This window comes from Citrobacter sp. CK199 (assembly GCF_030333285.1).
Lineage (GTDB): Bacteria > Pseudomonadota > Gammaproteobacteria > Enterobacterales > Enterobacteriaceae > Citrobacter_B > Citrobacter_B koseri.
This window is the reverse complement of record NZ_JAOWGF010000024.1, coordinates 233143-257266: the sequence shown is the minus strand read 5'-3', so window position 1 is coordinate 257266 and position 24124 is coordinate 233143. Positions and strand designations below refer to the sequence as shown.

24 protein-coding genes, 2 pseudogenes and 1 other annotated feature are annotated in these 24124 nt (G+C 52.6%); of the genes and pseudogenes, 13 read left to right on the top strand and 13 right to left on the bottom strand.

What is annotated here, in order from left to right; genetic code table 11:
* Positions 1 to 270 precede the first annotated feature (270 nt).
* From OGX75_RS05370 to oppF, 6 genes are all read left to right on the top strand, one after another.
* Positions 271 to 918, top strand: coding sequence for a YchE family NAAT transporter (locus tag OGX75_RS05370; RefSeq protein WP_047464047.1), 648 nt, complete (start codon positions 271 to 273; stop codon positions 916 to 918).
* 771 nt (positions 919 to 1689) lie between these two features.
* On the top strand, positions 1690 to 3321 hold the full coding sequence (gene oppA, locus OGX75_RS05365; protein WP_012132200.1) for an oligopeptide ABC transporter substrate-binding protein OppA: 1632 nt from the start codon (positions 1690 to 1692) through the stop codon (positions 3319 to 3321).
* 123 nt (positions 3322 to 3444) lie between these two features.
* A complete protein-coding gene (gene oppB, locus OGX75_RS05360) occupies positions 3445 to 4365 on the top strand; it encodes an oligopeptide ABC transporter permease OppB (protein WP_286451293.1) in 921 nt (306 codons plus the stop codon).
* 14 nt (positions 4366 to 4379) lie between these two features.
* Positions 4380 to 5288, top strand: a complete 909-nt coding sequence (gene oppC, locus OGX75_RS05355; RefSeq protein WP_012132202.1) for an oligopeptide ABC transporter permease OppC — start codon at positions 4380 to 4382, stop codon at positions 5286 to 5288.
* Positions 5289 to 5299: 11 nt separating this feature from the next.
* The gene (gene oppD, locus OGX75_RS05350) at positions 5300 to 6313 is read left to right on the top strand and encodes a murein tripeptide/oligopeptide ABC transporter ATP-binding protein OppD (protein ID WP_012132203.1); all 1014 of its coding nucleotides are present in this window, start codon (positions 5300 to 5302) and stop codon (positions 6311 to 6313) included.
* A complete protein-coding gene (oppF, locus tag OGX75_RS05345; protein ID WP_012132204.1) occupies positions 6310 to 7314 on the top strand; it encodes a murein tripeptide/oligopeptide ABC transporter ATP-binding protein OppF in 1005 nt (334 codons plus the stop codon). Before oppD ends, oppF begins: the two co-directional genes overlap by 4 nt.
* 64 nt (positions 7315 to 7378) lie before the next feature.
* On the opposite strand, the gene OGX75_RS05340 is transcribed toward oppF, so the two are convergent.
* Positions 7379 to 7708, bottom strand: a complete 330-nt coding sequence (locus OGX75_RS05340; protein WP_012132205.1) for an HI1450 family dsDNA-mimic protein — start codon at positions 7706 to 7708, stop codon at positions 7379 to 7381.
* Between the two features lie 34 nt (positions 7709 to 7742).
* Positions 7743 to 9203, bottom strand: coding sequence for a cardiolipin synthase (cls, locus tag OGX75_RS05335; RefSeq protein ID WP_012132206.1), 1461 nt, complete (start codon positions 9201 to 9203; stop codon positions 7743 to 7745).
* A 142-nt stretch (positions 9204 to 9345) separates the two neighbouring features.
* Between cls and OGX75_RS05330 the strand changes: the two genes are divergently transcribed.
* The gene (locus OGX75_RS05330; protein ID WP_012132207.1) at positions 9346 to 9519 is read left to right on the top strand and encodes a YciY family protein; all 174 of its coding nucleotides are present in this window, start codon (positions 9346 to 9348) and stop codon (positions 9517 to 9519) included.
* Positions 9520 to 9569: 50 nt separating this feature from the next.
* Here the strand turns inward: OGX75_RS05330 and OGX75_RS05325 are convergent, their stop codons facing one another.
* On the bottom strand, positions 9570 to 9866 hold the full coding sequence (locus tag OGX75_RS05325; protein ID WP_286451294.1) for a YciI family protein: 297 nt from the start codon (positions 9864 to 9866) through the stop codon (positions 9570 to 9572).
* Positions 9867 to 10090: 224 nt separating this feature from the next.
* Between OGX75_RS05325 and tonB the strand changes: the two genes are divergently transcribed.
* Positions 10091 to 10801: a TonB system transport protein TonB gene (tonB, locus tag OGX75_RS05320; protein WP_286451346.1), complete on the top strand. Its 711-nt coding sequence runs from the start codon at positions 10091 to 10093 to the stop codon at positions 10799 to 10801.
* A 57-nt stretch (positions 10802 to 10858) separates the two neighbouring features.
* Here the strand turns inward: tonB and yciA are convergent, their stop codons facing one another.
* The 4 genes and pseudogenes from yciA to OGX75_RS05300 all read right to left on the bottom strand — a co-directional run.
* The gene (gene yciA, locus OGX75_RS05315; protein ID WP_012132210.1) at positions 10859 to 11260 is read right to left on the bottom strand and encodes an acyl-CoA thioester hydrolase YciA; all 402 of its coding nucleotides are present in this window, start codon (positions 11258 to 11260) and stop codon (positions 10859 to 10861) included.
* A 130-nt stretch (positions 11261 to 11390) separates the two neighbouring features.
* Positions 11391 to 11930 (bottom strand): septation protein A, encoded by a 540-nt coding sequence (locus tag OGX75_RS05310; protein ID WP_012132211.1) that lies wholly within the window; start codon positions 11928 to 11930, stop codon positions 11391 to 11393.
* 55 nt (positions 11931 to 11985) lie between these two features.
* Positions 11986 to 12729, bottom strand: coding sequence for a YciC family protein (locus OGX75_RS05305; RefSeq protein ID WP_012132212.1), 744 nt, complete (start codon positions 12727 to 12729; stop codon positions 11986 to 11988).
* A gap of 25 nt (positions 12730 to 12754) precedes the next feature.
* Positions 12755 to 12844 (bottom strand): annotated as a pseudogene (locus OGX75_RS05300) (YkgJ family cysteine cluster protein); the annotation flags it as partial.
* Positions 12845 to 13094: 250 nt separating this feature from the next.
* Here OGX75_RS05300 and ompW point away from each other — a divergent pair.
* The 3 genes from ompW to OGX75_RS05285 all read left to right on the top strand — a co-directional run bounded on the left by ompW (position 13095) and on the right by OGX75_RS05285 (position 15678).
* Positions 13095 to 13733 carry an outer membrane protein OmpW gene (ompW, locus tag OGX75_RS05295; protein WP_047463524.1) on the top strand — a complete coding sequence of 213 codons (639 nt, stop codon included), beginning with the start codon at positions 13095 to 13097 and terminating at the stop codon, positions 13731 to 13733.
* 125 nt (positions 13734 to 13858) lie between these two features.
* Positions 13859 to 14134, top strand: coding sequence for a hypothetical protein (locus OGX75_RS05290; protein ID WP_110494199.1), 276 nt, complete (start codon positions 13859 to 13861; stop codon positions 14132 to 14134).
* A 74-nt stretch (positions 14135 to 14208) separates the two neighbouring features.
* Positions 14209 to 15678 carry a GGDEF domain-containing protein gene (locus OGX75_RS05285; protein ID WP_049009725.1) on the top strand — a complete coding sequence of 490 codons (1470 nt, stop codon included), beginning with the start codon at positions 14209 to 14211 and terminating at the stop codon, positions 15676 to 15678.
* 51 nt (positions 15679 to 15729) lie between these two features.
* Here the strand turns inward: OGX75_RS05285 and trpA are convergent, their stop codons facing one another.
* From trpA to trpL, 6 genes are all read right to left on the bottom strand, one after another.
* Positions 15730 to 16536 (bottom strand): tryptophan synthase subunit alpha, encoded by an 807-nt coding sequence (gene trpA, locus OGX75_RS05280; protein WP_049009727.1) that lies wholly within the window; start codon positions 16534 to 16536, stop codon positions 15730 to 15732.
* A complete protein-coding gene (trpB, locus tag OGX75_RS05275) occupies positions 16536 to 17729 on the bottom strand; it encodes a tryptophan synthase subunit beta (protein ID WP_012132217.1) in 1194 nt (397 codons plus the stop codon). The genes trpA and trpB overlap by 1 nt, the downstream gene beginning before the upstream one ends.
* Positions 17730 to 17739: 10 nt before the next feature.
* Complete coding sequence (gene trpCF, locus OGX75_RS05270; protein WP_101744153.1) at positions 17740 to 19098, bottom strand: bifunctional indole-3-glycerol-phosphate synthase TrpC/phosphoribosylanthranilate isomerase TrpF; 1359 nt, start codon at positions 19096 to 19098, stop codon at positions 17740 to 17742.
* A 3-nt stretch (positions 19099 to 19101) separates the two neighbouring features.
* A complete protein-coding gene (trpD, locus tag OGX75_RS05265) occupies positions 19102 to 20697 on the bottom strand; it encodes a bifunctional anthranilate synthase glutamate amidotransferase component TrpG/anthranilate phosphoribosyltransferase TrpD (protein WP_012132219.1) in 1596 nt (531 codons plus the stop codon).
* Entirely contained in the window at positions 20697 to 22259 is a 1563-nt protein-coding gene (locus OGX75_RS05260; protein WP_286451295.1) for an anthranilate synthase component 1, read from the bottom strand. The genes trpD and OGX75_RS05260 overlap by 1 nt, the downstream gene beginning before the upstream one ends.
* A 23-nt stretch (positions 22260 to 22282) precedes the next feature.
* Positions 22283 to 22377 (bottom strand) — a sequence feature (Trp leader region).
* Positions 22354 to 22398, bottom strand: coding sequence for a trp operon leader peptide (gene trpL, locus OGX75_RS05255; protein WP_012905981.1), 45 nt, complete (start codon positions 22396 to 22398; stop codon positions 22354 to 22356). (Overlaps the previous feature by 24 nt.)
* 135 nt (positions 22399 to 22533) lie before the next feature.
* On the opposite strand from trpL, the pseudogene rnm reads away from it, so the two are divergent.
* Together rnm and OGX75_RS05245 are read left to right on the top strand one after the other, a co-directional pair.
* Positions 22534 to 23414, top strand: a pseudogene (gene rnm / locus OGX75_RS05250) (RNase RNM).
* On the top strand, positions 23411 to 24031 hold the full coding sequence (locus OGX75_RS05245; protein ID WP_012132222.1) for an L-threonylcarbamoyladenylate synthase: 621 nt from the start codon (positions 23411 to 23413) through the stop codon (positions 24029 to 24031). Before rnm ends, OGX75_RS05245 begins: the two are co-directional and overlap by 4 nt.
* Positions 24032 to 24124 lie beyond the last annotated feature (93 nt).

Genomic DNA, 24124 nt, shown 5'->3' with positions numbered 1-24124 from the left:
TTCTGAGTAGTAATTGCGTGATCCAGATCAAATTTAAGCAAAGCTGACACCTTTCAGCAGCCCATTTGAGCCATTTCCGCCAAGTGTTAATAAATAGTGGTGATGAATAGAGGTGAAGTTAGCATAATCTACACATATTTATAACACCGAGAAATAGTCGTAATTTCAAGCAGTCAGGAGGTGAAATATGCTGACAAAAGGCGTATCTTCAGCGCGTTTTTCACCATTTTTATCGACATCATTTATCCGGCTAACGTTTCGGAGCTAACCGTGACCCAAACGCTTTTTGATTTTCCTGTTTATTCCAAGTTTTTCATAGGGTTATTTGCGCTGGTAAACCCGGTGGGGATTATCCCCGTCTTTATTAGTATGACCAGCTACCAGACGGCAGCGGCGCGCAACAAAACAAATCTCACGGCAAACCTGTCGGTAGCCATCATTTTGTGGATTTCGCTCTTTCTCGGAGATGGCATTTTGCAACTCTTCGGCATTTCGATCGATTCGTTCAGAATTGCCGGTGGGATTCTGGTGGTGACGATCGCGATGTCGATGATCAGCGGGAAGCTGGGTGAAGATAAGCAAAACAAACAGGAAAAATCAGAGACCGCCATTCGCGAAAGTATTGGCGTGGTTCCGCTGGCCTTACCATTAATGGCAGGGCCGGGGGCCATTAGTTCGACGATTGTGTGGGGAACGCGTTACCACACCATTATGCATTTAATCGGCTTCTCTGTGGCCATCGCTCTGTTTGCGTTTTGTTGTTGGGGGGTGTTCCGCATGGCGCCCTGGCTGGTGCGGTTATTGGGGCAAACGGGCATCAACGTCATTACGCGTATTATGGGCTTGTTGCTGATGGCATTGGGCATTGAATTTATTGTTACGGGGATTAAAGCGATTTTCCCCGGTTTACTGAGTTAACGATCCTGACCGATAAAACGGAGCCGCTTCAGGCTCCGTTTCTTTTTCATTATCAGTAAATCTTCTCACTAAAGTTGAAATTCAGCGTTGAAATAATAAAAGATGCTGATAATGTTTATGCCTCTTTGTTATTGATTCTATTATAAATTATTCTAATAACACTCACACCTGCCGTTATGTCGCCTGTTATTTTCTTAACATCATACTCTGGGGCTTGATGAAGGATTATCGAAATGTTATTAGTTATTTCAACGCTCTCTCAGATGAATGTGCTAAATAATAACCAATTGTTAAATTTATGTGCATTTTGGCCTGGCAGCAGCAACAGAACGAGGTCAGATTGCGGGTGAGTAGTTAACATATTGACTGGGCAAATAATTTTTCCTAAACGTCTCTTTTGGAGATGTCTTTCTGGTCAAAAATTTTTCCGTAAAAGAGAATTAGTTAACAAATCTGTAAAATGTATTGGCGGTTAAGAAACGCATTTGGTACTTTCCGGCCAGATATTTTGCAGAAGATTTTGCGGTGATGAGAATTATTTTCAATAAGCTTCTTGCACCAGACAGAATAAATGTCCGTCTCTGACAGGGGAGGCGGATACGGAATCGACGTAAGGCGATCGTACGAATCGTCAGAATAAATAAAGTCGGTGATAGCAAAGCAGTAAACGACCTGGCAGCAGCAAAATCTCCAGTGCTGTACAGGACCCTAACGGGATTAAACAGGCTGGTTAAGAAAACCAGTAATTATAATGAGTGGAGTACAAACACAATGTCCAACATCACAAAAAAAAGTTTGCTGGCGGCGGGGATTTTAACTGCGCTAATCGGCGGGAATGTCGCAATGGCCGCAGATGTCCCGGCGGGTGTTCAGCTGTCTGACAAGCAGACGCTGGTTCGCAATAATGGTTCTGAAGTTCAGTCTCTCGACCCACATAAAATTGAGGGTGTCCCGGAGTCAAACGTCAGCCGCGACCTGTTTGAAGGTTTACTGATCAGCGACGTTGAAGGCCACCCGTCACCGGGCGTCGCTGAAAAGTGGGAAAATAAAGATTTTAAAGTCTGGACATTCCATCTGCGTAAAAACGCAAAATGGTCAGACGGCACGCCTGTTACCGCGCACGATTTTGTATATAGCTGGCAGCGCCTGGCGAATCCGAACACCGCATCACCGTATGCCAGCTATTTGCAATACGGGCACATCGCGAATATCGATGACATTATTGCGGGCAAAAAACCGGCGACCGATCTCGGCGTAAAAGCCATCGACGATAATACGTTCGAAGTGACGCTGAGCGAACCGGTGCCTTATTTCTACAAACTGCTGGTTCACCCGTCCGTTTCTCCGGTTCCTAAAGCGGCTGTGGAAAAATTTGGCGAGAAATGGACCCAACCTGCGAATATCGTGACCAACGGCGCGTATAAACTCAAAAACTGGGTCGTCAACGAGCGGATTGTTCTGGAACGTAATACCCAGTACTGGGATAACGATAAAACGGTTATCAACCAGGTGACTTATCTGCCAATCTCTTCTGAAGTAACTGATGTGAACCGCTACCGCAGCGGTGAAATCGACATGACCTATAACAACATGCCGATTGAGTTATTCCAGAAGCTGAAAAAAGAGATCCCAAATGAAGTGCGCGTTGACCCGTATCTGTGCACTTACTATTACGAAATTAATAACCAGAAAGCGCCGTTTAACGACGTGCGCGTTCGCACCGCGCTGAAACTGGCGATGGATCGCGACATTATCGTTAATAAAGTGAAGAACCAGGGCGATTTGCCAGCCTACAGCTACACCCCTCCGTATACCGATGGCGCGAAACTGGTCGAGCCTGAGTGGTTCACATGGTCACAGGAAAAACGTAACGAAGAAGCGAAAAAACTGCTGGCGGAAGCCGGTTATACCGCTGATAAGCCGTTAACGTTTGACCTGCTGTACAACACCTCCGATCTGCATAAAAAACTGGCAATCGCGGTCGCATCAATCTGGAAGAAAAACCTGGGCGCCAACGTGAAGCTGGAAAACCAGGAGTGGAAAACCTTCCTTGATACCCGTCATCAGGGGACGTTTGATGTCGCGCGTGCGGGCTGGTGTGCAGACTACAATGAACCGACGTCCTTCCTGAACACCATGCTGTCCGACAGCTCAAACAACACCGCTCACTATAAGAGCCCGGAGTTTGACAAGCTGATTGCCGACACGCTGAAAGTGACCGACGAAGCGCAACGCACCGAGTTGTATGCCAAAGCGGAACAGCAGCTTGATAAAGATTCTGCGATTGTGCCGCTCTATTACTATGTGAACGCGCGTCTGGTGAAACCGTGGGTAGGCGGCTATACCGGTAAAGACCCGATGGATAATATCTACGTTAAGAACTTGTATATTATCAAGCATTAATGGCAAAGCGTGGGGCAAATGTGTTTTGCCCCACAGTGTCTTATTTTCATCGCACTATAAACATCTCTCTTTCAGTGCGTCTGAATGACGAGATGTAAAGGCACACGCCAGAAGGTACGGGCAATGTTAAAATTTATTTTATGTCGCTGTCTGGAAGCGATTCCGACGCTTTTTATACTTATTACGATTTCGTTCTTTATGATGCGTCTTGCACCGGGAAGCCCTTTCACCGGAGAGCGCGCATTACCGCCGGAAGTGCTGGCGAATATCGAAGCGAAATACCATCTTAATGATCCCATCATGACGCAGTACTTCAGCTATCTGAAACAACTGGCGCATGGCGATTTTGGGCCTTCGTTTAAATATAAGGACTATACGGTCAACGATCTGGTGGCATCGAGTTTCCCGGTTTCGGCGAAGCTGGGTGCAGCCGCCTTTTTCCTTGCCGTTATTATTGGCGTGAGCGCGGGCGTGATTGCGGCGCTGAAACAAAATACGCGCTGGGATTATACGGTGATGGGGGTGGCAATGACCGGGGTCGTGATTCCCAGTTTCGTGGTCGCCCCCTTATTAGTCATGATATTTGCCATCACCTTAAAATGGCTGCCCGGCGGCGGCTGGAATGGCGGGGCGCTGAAATTTATGATTCTGCCGATGGTCGCGCTGTCGCTCGCCTATATCGCCAGTATCGCCCGTATTACCCGTGGCTCCATGATTGAAGTGTTGCACTCCAATTTTATCCGTACCGCGCGCGCAAAAGGTTTGCCGATGCGCCGGATTATCTTCCGTCATGCCTTAAAACCGGCGTTGTTACCCGTACTGTCTTATATGGGCCCGGCCTTTGTCGGTATCATTACGGGTTCAATGGTTATCGAGACGATTTATGGTTTGCCGGGTATCGGGCAACTTTTCGTGAACGGGGCGCTGAACCGCGACTATTCGCTGGTGCTGAGTCTGACCATTCTCGTCGGTACGCTCACCATTCTGTTTAATGCGATTGTCGATGTGCTGTACGCCGTTATCGACCCGAAAATTCGTTACTGATACTGGAGCTCGCTATGATGTTAAGTAAGAAAAACAGCGAGACGCTGGAGAATTTCAGTGAGAAGCTGGAGGTTGAAGGGCGCAGCCTGTGGCAGGATGCGCGCCGTCGTTTTATGCATAACCGCGCGGCGGTGGCCAGCCTTGTCGTTCTGGTCATTATCGCGCTGTTTGTCACACTGGCGCCGATGCTGTCGCAGTTCACCTATTTCGATACCGACTGGGGCATGATGTCCAGCGCGCCGGATATGGAGTCGGGCCACTATTTTGGTACGGACTCCTCCGGTCGCGATCTGCTGGTTCGTGTGGCGATAGGCGGGCGAATCTCGCTGATGGTCGGCATTGCTGCCGCGCTGGTGGCGGTGGTTGTCGGTACGCTGTACGGGTCGCTGTCCGGCTATCTTGGCGGCAAAATTGACTCCGTAATGATGCGTCTGCTGGAAATCCTCAACTCCTTTCCGTTTATGTTCTTCGTCATTTTGCTGGTGACCTTCTTCGGCCAAAACATCCTGCTGATTTTTGTGGCGATCGGGATGGTCTCCTGGCTGGATATGGCGCGTATCGTTCGCGGGCAGACGTTAAGCCTGAAGCGCAAAGAGTTTATCGAAGCGGCGCAGGTTGGCGGGGTCTCAACGGTCAGCATTGTTGTGCGTCATATTGTGCCGAACGTACTGGGCGTGGTGGTGGTTTATGCATCGCTGCTGGTGCCGAGCATGATCCTGTTTGAATCCTTCCTCAGCTTTCTGGGTTTAGGGACGCAGGAGCCGCTGAGCAGTTGGGGCGCATTGTTGAGCGATGGTGCGAACTCTATGGAAGTCTCTCCCTGGTTGCTGCTGTTCCCGGCGTGTTTTCTCGTTGTGACCTTATTCTGTTTTAACTTTATCGGCGATGGCCTGCGTGATGCCCTCGACCCGAAAGATCGTTAAGGAGTGCAGCCATGAGCGTAATTGAAACCTCAACCGCGCCACTCGCGCAACAACGGGCTAACGCACTGCTGGACGTGAAAGATCTTCGCGTGACGTTTAGTACACCCGACGGCGATGTGACGGCCGTAAACGACCTGAACTTTACGCTGCGTGCCGGGGAGACCTTAGGCATTGTCGGCGAGTCAGGTTCAGGCAAATCGCAAACGGCGTTTGCGTTGATGGGGCTGCTGGCGGCGAATGGCCGCATTGGTGGTTCTGCGACGTTTAACGGCCGCGAAATTCTCAACCTGCCGGAGCGTGAACTCAACAGGCTACGCGCTGAACAAATCTCAATGATTTTTCAGGACCCAATGACCTCTCTTAACCCGTATATGCGGGTTGGCGAGCAGTTAATGGAAGTGCTGATGCTGCATAAAGGTATGAGCAAGGCCGAAGCGTTTGAAGAGTCTGTCAGAATGCTGGACGCGGTGAAAATGCCGGAAGCGCGGAAACGGATGAAGATGTATCCGCATGAGTTTTCCGGCGGGATGCGCCAGCGTGTGATGATTGCGATGGCGCTGCTGTGTCGGCCGAAATTACTGATTGCGGATGAACCGACAACCGCGCTGGACGTGACCGTTCAGGCGCAGATCATGACGTTGCTTAATGAACTGAAACGCGAATTTAACACGGCGATTATCATGATTACGCACGACCTTGGCGTCGTGGCCGGTATTTGCGATAAGGTGCTGGTGATGTACGCCGGGCGTACGATGGAATACGGCAAGGCGCGCGACGTCTTTTACCAGCCTGTTCATCCGTATTCCATCGGTTTGCTCAATGCGGTTCCGCGTCTGGATGCCGAAGGGGAAACGATGCTGACCATTCCGGGCAACCCGCCGAACTTGCTGCGCTTGCCTAAAGGGTGTCCATTCCAGCCGCGTTGCCCGTATGCGATGGAGATTTGCAGTTCAACTCCACCCCTGGAGGAGTTCAGTCCGGGGCGTTTGCGCGCCTGCTTTAAACCGGTGGAGGAGCTGGTATGAATGCTGTGACCCAGGAGAGAAAAGTGCTCCTCGAAATTGCCGATCTCAAAGTGCATTTCGATATCAAAGATGGCAAACAGTGGTTCTGGCAGCCGGCGAAAACCCTGAAAGCGGTCGATGGCGTTACGCTGCGATTGTATGAAGGTGAAACGCTGGGGGTGGTTGGGGAATCCGGCTGCGGTAAATCGACCTTTGCGCGGGCGATTATTGGTCTGGTGAAAGCGACCGATGGCCGCGTGGCGTGGTTAGGGAAAGATCTGCTGGGGATGAAACCTGATGAATGGCGGGACGTACGCAGCGATATTCAGATGATTTTCCAGGACCCGCTGGCGTCATTGAACCCACGCATGACCATTGGAGAAATCATCGCTGAACCATTACGCACCTATCATCCAAAATTGCCGCGCCAGGAAGTGCGCGATCGGGTGAAAGCGATGATGATGAAGGTGGGGCTGCTGCCGAATCTGATTAACCGTTACCCGCATGAGTTTTCCGGCGGCCAGTGCCAGCGTATTGGTATCGCGCGTGCTCTGATCCTGGAGCCGAAGCTGATTATTTGCGATGAGCCGGTTTCGGCGCTGGACGTGTCGATTCAGGCGCAGGTGGTGAATCTGCTGCAACAGCTACAGCGTGAAATGGGGTTATCGCTGATCTTCATCGCTCACGATCTGGCGGTGGTGAAGCATATTTCCGATCGTGTGCTGGTGATGTACCTGGGTCATGCGGTGGAATTGGGAACCTACGATGAGGTGTATCATAATCCGCTGCACCCTTATACCAAAGCGCTGATGTCCGCCGTGCCGATTCCCGACCCCGATCTGGAAAAGAACAAGACGATTCAGTTGCTGGAAGGAGAATTACCGTCACCCATCAATCCACCGTCGGGGTGTGTTTTCCGCACGCGTTGCCCGATTGCCGGGCCAGAATGTGCGAAAACCCGACCGGTGCTGGAGGGCAGTTTCAGGCATGCGGTTTCCTGCCTGAAGGTGGACCCGCTATAAATTTAAGGGCTGACATGATGTCAGCCCTTTTTTTTGGCACTGGCCCGATCGCTCGACGTCTTTCTTATTCACGCCAAAGGATATGGCAAAGTTTGTGATCTTTTTCGCGGCATAACAGCACGCGGGCAAAAATATCGTTAATTTCACCGTCTTCGCTATCCGCCAGGCCAATCACGACTTCGGCAAAAAAGTCAGGGTTGAGGTCAAAATCAACGTGTTCCTGCCAGTCTTCTGACGGATCGAATAACTCCGCGCCGCCGCGCTCTTCGAACTGTAAATTGAACAGAATAATATCTGCCGGATCGAGATTATCTGCCGCCAGTTCGAGAAAAATATCATAAGCCTGCTCAAGCGTTTCGTCTTCAGTCAGGCGATTGTTCAGATCCATTTCCATAATGACTACCCGTTTACCGTCTCTTGGGCACGTTTTACAGCAACGGACTGAAGAAGTAAAACAGTCGCTCAGTAATCCGCTGCCATAATGGCCGTTTTACCCACAGACGGGCATCAAGCAGGCGAGAACGTGAAATATAATCATCCTGAACCGCAGCCAGATCGCCGCCGAATCCGGCGTCGTCAATCACCAGCGTGATTTCAAAATTTAACCACAGGCTGCGCATATCCAGGTTCACGGTGCCAACCAGACTCAGCTCGCCATCCACCAGCACGCTCTTGGTGTGCAACAATCCACCTTCAAACTGATAGATTTTGACTCCGGCGGCCAGCAGTTCAGTGAAAAAGGCGCGGCTGGCCCAGCCGACCAGCATGGAGTCATTTTTACGTGGCAGGATGATGCTGACATCCACGCCGCGCTGCGCCGCCGTGCAGATCGCGTGCAGTAAATCGTCGCTGGGGACGAAATAGGGCGTTGTCATGATCAGATATTCACGAGCGGAATAGGCTGCCGTCAACAGCGCCTGGTGAATCAGATCTTCCGGGAAGCCAGGCCCTGAGGCGATAGTATGAATGGTGTGTCCGCTGGCCTGCTCAAACGGCATGATATTGACGTCTGGAGGCGGCGGCAGGATGCGTTTACCCGTTTCGATTTCCCAGTCGCAGGAGTAGACAATCCCCATCGCGGTCGCTACCGGGCCTTCCATTCTTGCCATCAGATCAACCCATTGTCCCACGCCGGCGTCCTGTTTGAAGAAACGCGGATCGACCATATTCATGCTGCCGGTATAGGCGATGTAGTTATCAATCATCACCATCTTGCGGTGCTGGCGCAAATCCATACGGCGCAGAAAGACACGCATCAGATTGACCTTCAGCGCCTCAACCACTTCAATTCCGGCGTTACGCATCATGGCCGCCCACGGGCTGCGGAAAAAGGCCACGCTCCCGGCGGAGTCCAGCATCAGACGGCAATGAATGCCGCGTCGCGCCGCCGCCATCAGCGACTCTGCAACCTGATCCGCCATGCCGCCGGGCTGCCAGATGTAGAACACCATCTCAATGTTATGGCGCGCCAGTTGAATGTCGCGGATAAGCGCCTGCATCACATCGTCAGAGTCGGTCAGCAGTTGCAACTGATTGCCTTTAACGCCAGCGATTCCCTGGCGTCGTTCACACAGCTTAAACAGTGACGAAGCGACGCTGCTGTTCTCTTCGGCGAAAATGTGTTTACAGGCTTTGAGGTCGTTCAGCCACTTAGCGGTGGACGGCCACATCGCTCTGGCGCGTTCGGCGCGGCGTTTCCCTAAATGCAGCTCGCCGAATGATAAATAAGCAATAATCCCTACCAGCGGCAGAATATAGATGATTAAGAGCCAGGCCATCGCGGAGGGAACGGCGCGTCGTTTCATTAAAATACGTAACGTCACACCGGCAATAAGTATCCAGTACCCCAGAATGACCAGCCAACTCACCACTGTGTAGAAGGTTGTCATAAATTTAAAAATCCTTTTGAAAGCGTATTGTTAAGAGTTTACGCATCAGGCTTCATCTGGCAAATAAAAACACCGGAAAAGCGCTGGTCTGCTCCTGACGAGAGGGTATAATGCCTGCTCTGGCACTGTAAGAGTAGTTAACATGAAGCGTAGTAGAACGGAAGTGGGACGCTGGCGCATGCAACGTCAGGCTAGCCGCCGTAAAGCACGTTGGCTTGAAGGACAATCGCGTCGTAATATGCGTATCCACTCAATCAGAAAATGCATTCTCAATCATCAACGTAACACGTTATTGTTTGCGATTCACAGCATCTGATACAACCAGGGCACCGTATTCGGTGCCCATGAATGCAAACCCCGCCTGATTTAAAAGACTTTTTTATACGGTTTTACAGAGACTTGCGCATACACGCCCGCAGCCACATACGGGTCTGCGTCTGCCCAGGACTGCGCTTCTTCCAGCGATTCGAATTGTGCAATCACGGTTGAGCCGGTAAACCCGGCTGCACCGGGATCGTTGCTGTCGACGGCTGGCATAGGGCCAGCGGTCAACAGTCGGCCCTCATCATGGAGCAGTTGCAGGCGCGCCAGATGGGCAGGGCGGACGGAAAGACGTTTTTCAAGAGAACCGGCGATATCCTGAGCGTAAATGACATACAGCACGGGTAGAGCTCCTTAATCGGTAAAAGTCGTTAATTACGTTATTGGAAAGGTCTTTCAACTGCAACGCAAAGATAACGACTTTGTTAAGACCGTGCATAACACAGGGACTTTTTGCGGTAATATTGCGTTTTAAATGCGGCTTACCGTGATGTCTTATTGAATATGATTGCTATTTGCATTTAAAATCGAGGCCTGGTTTTTTAACTGAAACGATTATGACTTCAATGACCCTTGATTTACCTCGTCGCTTTCCCTGGCCGACGTTACTTTCCGTTGGCATTCATGGTGCTGTAGTGGCGGGTCTGCTGTATACCTCGGTACATCAGGTTATTGAACTGCCTGCGCCCGCGCAGCCGATCTCAATCACAATGGTCGCGCCTGCCGATCTTGAGCCACCACAGGCGGTTCAGCCGCCGCCGGAACCCGTCGTCGAACCTGAGCCGGAACCTATTCCTGAGCCGCCAAAAGAGGCGCCGGTGGTGATTGAGAAGCCGAAACCTAAGCCGAAGCCAAAACCTAAACCGGTGAAAAAGGTTCAGGAGCAGCCTAAACGTGATGTTAAGCCTGCTGAACCGCGCCCGGCCGCACCGTTTGAAAATACGGCGCCGTCGCGTCCGGCAACGAATACCGCAGCGGCAACCAGCAAACCGGCCGTCAGTGTTCCTGCGGGGCCTCGCGCGTTGAGCCGCAACCAGCCGCAGTATCCGGCACGAGCGCAAGCGTTGCGTATCGAAGGCCGCGTGAAAGTGAAATTCGACGTCACCTCAGACGGGCGAGTGGAGAATGTTCAGGTGCTTTCCGCTCAGCCAGCGAACATGTTTGAGCGTGAAGTGAAAAACGCGATGCGCAGATGGCGCTATGAAGCAGGGAAACCGGGGTCGGGCTTAGTGGTTAATATCATCTTCCGTCTGAACGGCACCACGCAGATCGAGTAATCGCGATCCCCTTAAATCGTAGAGCGGATAAGGCGGCGCACCGCCTTATCCGGTAATTCATGCCTGAACCGGCAGCGGGCGAGGTTTACCGTCACTGTCTACCGCCACATAGATGAACAGCGCCTCGGTTGCTTTATAACGCTGACCGATTGGCTCTGACGCCACCTTTTTCACCCACACTTCAATATTAATGCTGACAGACGTTGTGCCGCGTTTAACGCAGCGGGCATAACAGCATACGACGTCGCCTACGGCGACAGGGCGCAGAAAACTCATTCCCTCAACGCGCACGGTCACTACGCGACCATGAGCAATTTCTTTAGCCTGAATCGCGCCGCCAATATCCATTTGAGACATGAGCCAGCCGCCAAAAATATCGCCGTTAGCATTGGTATCGGCGGGCATGGCCAGCGTGCGTAAAACCAGTTCGCCCTGAGGAGCGTTATTTGTTGTTGTCATTGTAGAACCGACTGTGAAGAAAGATTTCAGGCGCGAATGCTACTATGATTTGCGCAGGGAGAACAGAGGGGAAACGCGCGCCAGGCTGGCGTGAAGGGGATGCCAGACCAGACGGTCTGGCAAACAGAACTCAGGATTTATCTTCCTGCGGCAGATGGCGGTAAATGTAGACTCCGCTCAGAAGGGTAAAAATCAGCGTCAGCGCAGTTAAACCGAACACTTTGAAGTTGACCCAGATGTTTTGCGGCAGCCAAAACGCGATGTAGATATTGGCGAGCCCGCAGAGGATGAAAAATACGGCCCATGCCAGGTTCAGCTTAGACCAGACCGGCTGCGGCAACGTCAGTTCTTTCCCTAACATGCGTTGAATCAGCGGCTTTTTCATGACCCACTGGCTTATCAGCAGCGCACCGGCAAACAGGCCGTAAATCACCGTCACCTTCCACTTAATAAACTCATCGTTGTGGAAGAAAATGGTCAGGCCGCCGAACACGGCAACCAGAACGAAAGTGATCAACGCCATCTTTTCGACCTTGCGATAGCGAACCCAACTGTAGATCAACACAATGGCTGTCGCGACAATCAGGGCGGAGGTCGCCGCATAGATGTCGTACAGCTTATAAAAAGCAAAAAAGACAACCAGCGGTAAAAAATCAAGAAACTGCTTCATTCTTCGATTCCGTAATCAAAAGTTTTGGGCAAACTGGCCCTTAACACGTTCAGGGTTATTGGCGAATCAACATATACAGGCGGAACAAATAGATGAGCAATATGGCGGAAATCAAATTGCTCAGCGTATTCGCCAACACTGCGCCAACATTCGGCGTCAGCGCTGCAAAACTGGGGGCAAACAGCAGCAAGAGCGTTTTCGCCAGTAACCAGCCGATCACCGCCGGAGCGACCAGTCGCATATTAGACCACGCCAGACGCATACTGTTGCGCATGGCGGCAAATACGCCCATCTTGTCCTGAACCAGCATCACCGGCGCAAGCGCCAGCAGAATCGCCATCAAAATCCCCGGTACGACAATCAGCATAATACCGATTTGCACTAACAGGGTAGTCAGAAAAATCAGGACAAACAATTTAGGTAAAACCGGCGCGCTGGCACCGATAGCACGTAATGCGCTGACCCGATGACCGGCGGAAATCAGCTGGATCATCAGCAAAACGCCCCCTGCCAGGATCGCATTGCCAATGAGTCCTGAAAATGTTGATGCCGCTGAAGCCCGTAATAATATTTGCTGCTGTTCCGGCGTCATGTTCTGCACCAGATCGAACAGGCCGACGCTACCGGTCAGATGATCCCCTTCACTGAGTTGCGCGATTTGGGCATCGCTGGGGGAAAAGGCATGACCTAAAACCACCGTAATAAATGCGCACAGCAACGAAACCAGCAAGATGGTTACAAATTGATTACGGAAAAAGTTCCCCGTGTCACGGTAAACGGACTTCGCCGTGATAGACATGCACTCTCCTTGAGTTTTGCAGGTGTTAATTTGCGGGCAATTGTACCCTGGATAACTCTACAGTGGCAGCATCACGGGGTGTATGGAAAAGCATATCTTTGTAAAGCGCGGGTAATTTTGGCTGCGAAAGCGCCAGCCGTCCTCTCTTTTACAATCCATCCGCCTGGTCAAAGAAGGTCATTTATCACTAAAATTCGGAAAATTTGATTCAAACGGCTTTAACCAGGATTTTAGATGCAAGTTCTAAATTAATCTGGATCAATAAAGGTTAAATTACAGGACCTAATGTGATCTGTATTGGATCACTTATTACTCCATTGTAGGTATATTCGTGACGCATTTATAACCATAACGATGGAGCGGATATGAAAAAGTTAACAGTGGCAGCCCTGGCAGTAAGTACTCTTCTCTCTGGTAGTGCGCTTGCGCATGAGAGCGGTGAGTTTTTTATCCGTGCGGGCTCGGCGACCGTGAGACCGACGGAAGGGGCAGGTGGAACGCTGGGGCATCTGAACGGTTTTGACGTCAGTAACAATACGCAACTCGGTTTGACTTTTACTTATATGGCAACCGACAACATTGGTATTGAACTGCTGGCGGCGACGCCGTTCCGTCATAAAATTGGGACAGGGGATACCGGTGATATCGCTACCGTGCGTCACCTGCCGCCGACATTAATGGCGCAGTGGTACTTTGGCGACGCCAGTAGCAAACTGCGTCCTTATATTGGCGCGGGTGTAAACTACACCACCTTCTTTGACGAAGGTTTCAACAACAATGGTAAAGAGACAGGGTTGTCCGATCTGAGTCTGAAGGATTCCTGGGGAATGGCCGGGCAGGTGGGTATGGATTACCTGATTAACCGGGACTGGTTAATTAACATGTCGGTCTGGTATATGGATATTGATACTACCGCAAGCTATAAACTCGGTGGTGCCCAGCAGCATGACAGCGTCCGCCTCGACCCGTGGGTATTTATGTTCTCTGCCGGTTATCGTTTCTGAGTTTATGTGACCCATCTAAAAAGCGGGCTGTCATACAGCCCGCTTTTTATATTCTGCTGATTTCAACATCATACCTCTCCCTGAGATGCTATCTTTGAAACAAGCCTGTTTTGAGAGCATTGACGATGATAGTAACTCAAGCCCTTCTGCAACAAAAAATCGCGACCCTGGAATCGATAGTCAGAGATGAAGAGGCTGAGTTCACTTTACAGGCGCTGCGTATGCTGCTGGATGCAATGCATAAGATTGATGCGCTGGAAGAGAATATTACTACGCCCGTCCGTTTACCTTATTGCAGTTCGAGTCCGGTTTGTGAGATTGAAGCCGGGTACGCCGCTGGCGTTAGTGACTGCCGTGAGGCTATTCGCAGGGCGGGATACCCGATTGAAGGAGATGATTAATCACTGAAAACTGTACTGTATCAGCAAAATCTACTAACGTATTCGGCCCCGCGATTCAGGCTTAAGGTGCCTCAGTGAAGATTGTTCAGGACAGCCTAAGAAATAGCCAGGCGTTGTTGATGTCAGCGCTTATCACTTTACTTTTTACTTCACTGTATCTCTTTATTATTTACGAACAACGACAGGCCGTTGTGAATGAAGGGATGAGTCGTCTGCAAACGCGGATGATGGATATTTTCAACGATAACGAACTCATCGCCGATGCGACAGGGGTTCGCTATCACCAGATCAAAAATGCCGGGCAGTGCGGCAACCTCTCAAGGTTTTCCCCCAGAGATGCGGATTCATGGGGAATCAATGCCGACCGGGCGCGGATCCATTCCGCAACGGGCACTATTGTTTCCCGTCAGCCCAATATTAACGCTTTATGTATGTTTGCGGCGGCGGAGTTTATTCGGGATCGGATGAACACCCTTAATCCGGGGGATTATGCCGCGCATCGCTACATTATCGCCAAAGATGCCAGCTATTTTTATTGGTTCACGCCAGCAGATGCAAAACCCTTCTATTTTAGCGACTCTAAAATGGCGGGCGATATCACCGACTTTTTCTTACCGCCCGTGGGCTTTTATACGCGTCTGCTGCAAAAGAATGTCAAATCCAAGTCGCTCAGTTCAACGGACTTTTATACGGACAAAATCACGAATGAAAAAGCGTACAGCGTAGTCAGTTATATTTACGATCTTTCTGGAAAAGAGATCTCCGATCATATCGTTGCGTATCTGGTGTATGACCATTCTAAACCTGAGCTACAGGAGGCGCTGACGGAGGCCTTTGAACATCATATTCCACCCGGCCTTAATGTGGCCCTGGTGCATACGCCCACGCAGGAAAATCTCTGCCTGAGCGGTGATTGCCAGCCTGTCGCCGGGGAGTCCATCCGCGCAATGTCTGCAAAATATGCGTTCCATTCCTCACTCTCTCTGCATCGGTTCGTCAGATACGACACGCAGGCCGGGATTGCGATTCTGCTGGCGCCATTCTTCTTTATCCTGATCTTCCTCGGCTTAAAATACTGGCTGAACGCGAGCGACCTGAAGGTGTATATCGACTCGCTGACGGGCTGCTTTAACCGCAAGATCCTTGATATTGTGAAGCGCAGGGACTTAACGCGCAGCTGCGTGGTGCTGCTGGATTGTAATAAGTTTAAAGCCATCAACGACACCTGGGGGCATGTGGCGGGAGACCGGGCGTTGCAAATCATCGCCAACAGAATGCTCTCTAACACCCGCACCAGTCATGACCTGGTGATTCGTACCGGCGGCGATGAGTTCGTTATTTTGCTTTACCGTGCGCAGATCGGTGACGCGATAGCCATCGCGGAGCGGATAACCGGCCAGATAAATGATTATGCATTTATGGTTGATGGTCATGTTGTACCGCTGTCGGTGTCATGGGGCGTCGCAGAAGTAACCCGCGATCTGGATACGGCTATTCAGGATGCGGATAACGAAATGTACAAAATGAAGCAGGTGAGGGAATGACGGGATTGGCCCGATAAGCATGGCATTATCGGGCCTGTTGCCTGAGCAATATTATGCGCGGGTCGCGGCTTTCATTGCCGTGACAAACGCTTTCAGCTCGGTCAGCATCTGCCCGGGGTTTGCGACGTTTTTCTCAATGAGCTTAACGATTGCTGACCCGGAAATCGCCCCGGCGGCGCCGGCTTCAATGGCACCTGTAACCTGTTCCGGGGAAGAGATGCCAAAGCCCTGCAACGGGGGCGCGGCGTTATACTCTTTCAGTTTTTCCACCAGATGATGCAGCGGTAATGCGGCGCGGTTTTCTGCGCCCGTCACGCCTGCCCGCGAAAGCAGATAGGTATAGCCGCGGCCATAAGAGGCTATCTGGCGCAACAGATCGTCATCGGCATTGGGCGGGCAGATGAAAATCGGTGCCACGTTGTAGCGTAATGCCGCCTGACGGAAGGGCGCAGACTCCTCAACAGGCACATCTGCCACCAGTACGGAATCCACGCCGACTTTCTCGCACTGCGCGTAAAATTCGTCGATCCCTTTGCTGAACACCAGGTTGGCGTACATCAGCAGACCAATCGGAATCGTCGGATGTTTCTGACGAATCAGCGCCAGCATCTCAAAGCATTGCGTAGGCGTTACGCCTGCGGCAAACGCGCGCAGCGTGGCTTCCTGGATGGTCGGCCCGTCTGCCAGCGGATCGGAGAACGGAATGCCGAGTTCAAGGGCGTCGGCGCCGGCTTCAATCAGCGTATCAATAATGTTCAGTGACTGTTCAACGGAAGGATCGCCCAGGGTCACGAAGGGGACAAATGCGCCTTCCTTGCGATCCTTCAGCTGTGCAAACAGGTTTTCATAGCGTTCCATCAGATTTCCCCTCGCGCTTTCAGAATATCGTGTACGGTGAAAATGTCTTTGTCGCCGCGACCGGAAAGGTTAACGACCAGCAACTGTTCTTTTTCTGGATTTTCACGCATCATTTTCAGGGCGTGAGCCAGGGCGTGGGACGACTCCAGCGCCGGAATAATCCCTTCATGCAGACAGAGCGTTTTAAAGGCTTCCAGCGCTTCGTCATCGGTGATCGACACATAATCGGCGCGACCAATGCTGTTCAGATACGCGTGCTGCGGCCCAACGGACGGGAAATCCAGCCCGGCGGAAATGGAGTAGGACTCTTCAATTTGCCCTTCTTCGGTTTGCATCATCGGCGCTTTCATACCGAAATAGATGCCTACGCGGCCATGCTTCAGCGGTGCGCCGTGCTCGCCTGTTTCAATCCCGTGGCCGCCAGGTTCGACGCCAATCAAACCCACGCTGGTTTCGTTGATGAAGTCCGCAAACATGCCGATTGCGTTGGAGCCGCCGCCCACGCAGGCAATCACGGCATCCGGCAGACGACCTTCTTTTTCGAGGATTTGCGCTTTCGTCTCTTCCCCGATCATGCGCTGAAATTCACGGACGATGGTCGGGAACGGGTGCGGGCCTGCCGCAGTTCCGAGCATATAGTGCGCGGATTCATAGCTGCCGGACCAGTCGCGAAGCGCTTCGTTGCAGGCGTCTTTCAGGGTAGCGGAGCCGCTGTGTACAGGGATCACTTCTGCGCCCATCAGTCGCATACGAAAGACGTTTGGCGACTGACGCTCGACGTCTTTTGCGCCCATATAGATACGGCATTTCAGACCGAGCAGGGCACTGGCGAGCGCGGAAGCCACGCCATGCTGACCTGCGCCCGTTTCGGCGATAATCTCTGTTTTACCCATGCGTTTCGCCAGCAGCGCCTGACCCAGTACCTGGTTTGTTTTGTGCGCGCCGCCGTGCAGTAAATCTTCACGCTTCAGATACAGCGTGGTTTTGGTGCCGGCGGTGATATTCTGGCATTTGGTCAGCGCGGTTGGACGGCCTGCATAGTTCTTCAGCAGATCGGCAAACTGGGCCTGAAACTGCGGATCTTTCTGCGCGCTGACGAACGCTTCTTCCAGCTGGCGCAGGGCAGGCATCAGAATTTGCGGGACATACATGCCGCCAAATTCACCAAAGTAGGGATTGAGTAATGTTGTCATGTTTTCTTCCTTAATATGCGCGCAGTGTCTGAAAGACCGAGGCCAGAAGGTGTGCATCTTTGATGCCCGGCTGTGACTCTACACCAGAATTAAAATCGAGACCGGCACAGCCGGTTTTTGCCGCTTCCACGCAGTTGTCTGCGCCTAATCCGCCCGCCAGCAATACGTTGTCCAGCGTTTCACCGTTCAATAACGACCAGTCAAAACGTTGGCCGCTGCCGCCCTGGCCGTTATCGAGAACGTACTTATCAACGTGCTGGTAATCACGAGCAGGCAGTGTGTCGCCCACGCTAAGCGCTTTCCAGATTTGTACCTGTTCCGGTAATGCGGCGCGCAGAGCATCGACATAAGCCTGGTCTTCACTGCCATGTAGTTGCACGGCCTTGAGCGACAAGGTGGTCGCTTTTTCACATACCTCGGTGATAGCGGTATTGCGGAATACGCCGACATATTGCAGGGGGGCGGCGGCTATCACCTCGCGCGCCTGGTCGAGATTTACGACGCGAGGCGACGAGGGAACAAAAATCAGCCCGCCATAAATGGCGCCCGCTTCGTAAGCGGCTTTTGCATCCTGCCCGCGCGTCAGGCCGCAGACTTTGTTCTCGCCAAGCAGCACGCGACGCACGGCGGCGTGCAGATCGTCATGGGACATCAGCGCAGAACCGATCAGAAAACCGTTAGAGAAGTGGCTTAGCTCGCGCACCTGTGCATAGGTGTTAATCCCGGACTCGCTGATCACGGTCACGCCGTGCCCCAGTTTCGGCGCAAGCTGACGGGTACGGTTAAGGTCAATCGACAGATCGCGCAGGTCGCGGTTATTAATGCCGACGACTTTCGCACCCAGTGCGATGGCGCGCTCCAGTTCTTCTTCGTTACTGACTTCCGTCAGCACGCCCATTTTCAGACTGTGGGCGACGGCGGAAAGCTGGCGATATTGCTCGTCATCCAGTACGGAGAGCATCAGCAGACAGGCATCGGCCTGGTAGTAACGCGCCAGATAGATTTGGTAAGGATCGATGATGAAGTCCTTACACAGAACCGGCTGCGGCGCGATACGACTGACAACAGTGAGAAAGTCAAAACTCCCCTGGAAATATTTCTCATCGGTCAGAACGGAAATCGCCGACGCGTAATGTTTATAAACACCGGCAATCTGCGCGGGGTCGAAGTCATCACGAATCACCCCTTTGGAGGGGGACGCTTTTTTACACTCCAGAATAAATGCGGTACGCGTGCCTTGCAGCGCATCATAGAAATGGCGGGCACTTGGCTGAACCTCATTCTGGAAACTGGCTAACGGTTGTTGTTGTTTACGGGCTTCTACCCAGATCGCCTTATCCGCGACGATTTTCGCTAAAACGGTTTGCATCATTTACCCTCTTGCCGCCAGTGCGGTAACCCGGTCATAAGCTGCGCCACTGCGCAGTACATCAATCACAGTTTGCGCATTGGCCTTTAAATCTTCCTTACCATGCAGGCGCATTAACATGGCGACATTCGCAGCGACAGCGGCCTCGTGAGCGGCTTCACCTTTACCTTGTAACAAGCGGGTGAGAATGTCACGGTTTTCTTCCGGTGTGCCGCCTGCCAGCTGTTCCTGGTGATACGGGGTGAGGCCGAAGTCTTCCGCCGTGAGCTGGTAGCTCTTGATTTCACCATCGTGCAGTTCAGCCACAATGGTTGGCGCATGCAGCGACACTTCATCCATACCGCCGCTGTGAACCACCGCCGCACGCTGATAACCCAGTACCCGCAGAGTTTCGGCAATGGGCAGCACCAGCTCCGGGCTGTAGACGCCAATCAGCGCCAGCGGCGGGTGAGCCGGGTTGATCAGCGGCCCCAGCACATTGAACAAGGTGCGGGTTTTAAGCTGCTGGCGAACCGGCATCGCATGACGGAAACCCGTATGGTATTTCGGTGCGAACAGGAAGCAGACGCCCAGGTCGTCCAGCGCCTGGCGCGATTTATCGGCGTTCATATCCAGATTGATACCGAATGCCGCCAGCAGATCGGACGAACCGGATTTACTGGAGACGCTGCGGTTGCCATGTTTGGCCACCTTCAGTCCGCAGGCCGCCGCCACAAAGGCGCTGGCGGTGGAAATATTGATGCTGTTGCTGCCATCACCGCCGGTGCCGACAATATCGGCAAACAGATAGTCCGGGCGCGGGAACGGCGCGGCATTTTCCAGCAGCGCGGTAGCGGCGCCAGCGATTTCATTCGGATGTTCGCCACGCACTTTCATACTGACCAGCGCCGCCGCCAGCTGTTCTGGCTTCAGTTCGCCACGGACCACGGCAGAGAAAAGCTGGTGGCTTTCCTGCTGGGTCATGGTTTGCGCCTGGTACAATTTTTCCAGAATCGGTTGCAGCGTATTGGTCGGCTCCAGTTTTTGTTGCGCCCAGGCCAGCGTTTGTTCCAGCAACAGCGCACCTTGCGTAGTAAGAATGGACTCCGGGTGGAACTGAAAACCACAGACGCGATCCGTGTCGTGACGTACCGCCATCACCATGCCGTTAAAATGGGCGTTAATCGTCAGCCCCGCAGGCACGTTGCTGCCCACCAGAGAGTGATAACGAGCAACCGGCAGCGGGTTCACCAGACCGGCAAACATCGCCTGTCCGTCATGTTCAATGCTCGATGCTTTACCGTGGAGAATCTCGCCCGCCTGACCGACGTAGCCACCGTAGGCTTCAACAATCGCCTGGTGTCCGAGGCAGATGCCGATAATGGGCAACTTGCCGCGCAGACGGGTCAACAACTCCGGCATACAACCGGCTTCGCTGGGGACGCCTGGCCCTGGAGAAAGCATCAGCACCGGGTTTTTCATCGTCGCAAGACGGTCGATTAAGGTCTGCGCCGGGATATGGTTACGGTAAATCACCACATTGTGGCCGTTGGCCCGTAGCTGATCTGCCAGGTTGTAAGTAAAAGAGTCGATGTTATCGAGCAGCAGAATGTCAGCCATTAGAAAATCTCCTGTGCATGGTGCGCGGTGGCAATAGCACGCAGAACCGCGCGCGCTTTATTACGGGTTTCGTCGGCTTCAGACTGCGGAACAGAATCCAGCACGATTCCGGCACCGGCCTGCACGGTGGCGATGCCGTCTTCCACCAGAGCAGAGCGAATCACAATGCAGGTATCGAGATCGCCATGCGCGGTGAAATAGCCCACCGCACCGCCATAACTGCCGCGACGACGCCCTTCGGCACCGGCGATAAGCTGCATGGCGCGAACTTTTGGCGCGCCGCTCAGCGTGCCCATATTCATACAGGCGCGGTAAGCATGCAGCACATCCAGATCGCTGCGTAATTCACCCACCACGCGGGACACCAGGTGCATAACGAACGAATAACGATCGACTTTCGTCAGGTCGGCAACGTAGCGGCTGCCGGGAGTACAAATGCGCGCCAGATCATTACGCGCCAAATCGACCAGCATCAGGTGTTCAGACAGCTCTTTATGGTCGGTGCGCATCTCCAGCTCAATGCGGCTGTCGAGATCGCGATCCAGCGAGCCGTCGGCACGGCGACCGCGCGGGCGCGTGCCGGCGATGGGGTAAATCTCAATCTGGCGACTGGTCGCGTCGTACTTCAGCGAGCTTTCCGGGGAGGCGCCAAACAGGGTGAAATCGTTATCCTGCATAAAGAACATGTATGGACTTGGGTTGCTCTTTTTCAGTACGTAATAGGCCGCCAGCGGTGACGGGCAGGGTAATGAGAAGCGGCGGGAAGGCACCACCTGGAAAATCTCTCCTGCGCGAATCGCTTTCTGCATGGTACGCACAACGGCGCCAAACTCTTCGTCGCTCTGGCTGCATTCGCAGCGCATTTGCGGCACTGGTGTAATGGGCAACGGCGGCGCGGGTTCGGTTAATTGCTGCGTCAGCTGCACGAGGCGCGCCGTCAGACGCTGTTTTTCCGCTTCATTATCGGTAAAGAGGCTTGCCTGAATACGGGTGCTTTTCTTCTGATGGTCAATCACCATCAGCGTTTCCGCCAGATAGAAGCAGTAATCCGGGCAGCGATTACCGGCTTCCAGTTGCGGTAACGCTTCAAATCCCGCCACCAGATCATAGGCAAACAAACCGCCGAAAAACATGGCTTCGCGCTCTTCAGCAGGCACATTCACCAGGTTCTGCAACAGACGGAATGCGTCAAATACCGACAGCGAACACAGACGCGCATCCTCATCTAACAGCGGACTTACTGCGGGAAAGCGCAGCTTCCGGTTGCCGGGCAGCGCTGTATTTTCAACGCCTGCGGGCAGCGCGGCATCCAGCAGCGGGAGCAGGGATGCACCGTTATCCGTTAACGCTTCGATAGTGACAGTGTCACCCAAAGCGGTAATGCGCAGCGCACTATCGACCAACAGCAGGCTTTTCAGATCATTTTTACTGTCGATATCAGCGGATTCCAGCAGCAGCGTTGCCGGGCGGTCGCCACAAACCTGATGGAACAACGCCGTCGGGTTCTCACGGTAGGCGGCATTGCAGGAAAGCAATTCGAGTGTTGGTTTTTGTATTTGCATCGTTATTCTCATTCATTCTGTTCAAAAAAAAGCCCGCTCATCTGGCGGGCCGGGTATCTGGTTGCTTATTGCAGACGTCATACACTGCCCGAAATCAGGAAGTGCGCCACCAACCGTGCAGTACGAATGTTGCTTTCATCTCAGATACCTTCTTCATGTGAACTTGCGTACTAGTTAACTAGTTCGATGAAATAAAGTCAACACCTGATTTCAGTATATTTGCCGGAACCGTTATGATGTTTGTGAAAGAACATTTATTAAGACGGGAGCCGCCTTGAGCGACACGAATTACGCAGTGATTTACGACCTGCACAGTCATACAACGGCGTCCGATGGTCGGTTAACGCCAGAAGCGTTAGTACATCGTGCGGTAGAGATGCGAGTCGGCACACTGGCGATCACCGATCATGACACCACAGCCGCTATTCCGGCGGCAAGAGAAGAAATTTCACGTTCCGGGCTTGCCCTGAACCTGATTCCTGGCGTGGAAATTTCAACTGTCTGGGAAAATCATGAGATCCATATTGTGGGTCTGAATATCGACATTGCGCATCCGGCGATGTGCGCGTTCCTGGCGGAACAAACCGAACGTCGTCAGCAGCGTGCGCGTCTGATTGCCGAGCGTCTGGAGAAAGCGCATATTCCAGGGGCGTGGGAAGGCGCTTTGCGGCTTGCCGACGGTGGGGCCGTGACGCGCGGGCATTTCGCCCGTTTTCTGGTGGAGTGCGGCAAAGCCGGGAGCATTGCCGATGTTTTTAAAAAATACCTTGCGCGTGGGAAAACCGGATACGTTCCGCCACAGTGGTGTACAATAGAACAAGCTATTGATGTGATTCATCATTCTGGCGGTAAGGCAGTATTGGCCCATCCGGGCCGCTACGACCTTAGCGCTAAGTGGCTGAAAAGGTTGATTGCGTATTTTGCGCTGCATCGCGGTGATGCGATGGAAGTGGCGCAATGCCAGCAGTCGCCCAATGAGCGAACCCAACTGGCGACCTATGCGCGCCAGCACCATTTATGGGCATCACAAGGCTCTGATTTTCATCAGCCGTGCCCGTGGATTGAACTGGGCCGCAAGCTCTGGCTGCCAGCAGGCGTCGAAGGCGTATGGCAGCTGTGGGAAGAGCCACAAACACCACAGTGAGGGAAGTATGAGCCAGTTTTTTTATATTCATCCTGAAAACCCGCAACAACGGCTGATCAATCAGGCGGTTGAAATTGTGCGTAAAGGCGGGGTGATTGTTTATCCAACCGATTCCGGCTATGCGCTGGGTTGTAAAATCGAAGATAAAGGGGCGATGGAGCGCATCTGCCGCATTCGCCACCTGCCGGACGGGCATAACTTCACGCTGATGTGTCGGGATCTGTCTGAGTTATCGACCTATTCGTTTGTCGATAACGTTGCTTTTCGCTTAATTAAAAACAATACGCCGGGCAACTACACTTTTATCCTGAAGGGAACGAAAGACGTGCCGCGCCGCCTGTTACAGGAAAAACGGAAAACAATCGGTCTGCGCGTGCCGTCGAACCCGATCGCGCTGGCACTGCTGGAAGCGCTGGGCGAACCGATGCTCTCCACCTCGCTGATGCTGCCCGGCAGCGAATTTACCGAGTCCGACCCGGAAGAGATCAAAGACCGCCTGGAAAAACAGGTCGATTTGATCATTCACGGCGGTTACCTCGGCCAGCAACCGACCACGGTGATTGATTTAACCGATGATTCTCCGGTTGTCTTGCGCGAAGGCGTTGGTGACGTTAAACCTTTCTTATAAGGGCGCAACTCTGTATACTACGCGGCCTTAAAATGGCGCTGTAAAGCGCCGTTGATTCTCCTGTTCGACGCCTGTGAAGGCGACACCTGAAGG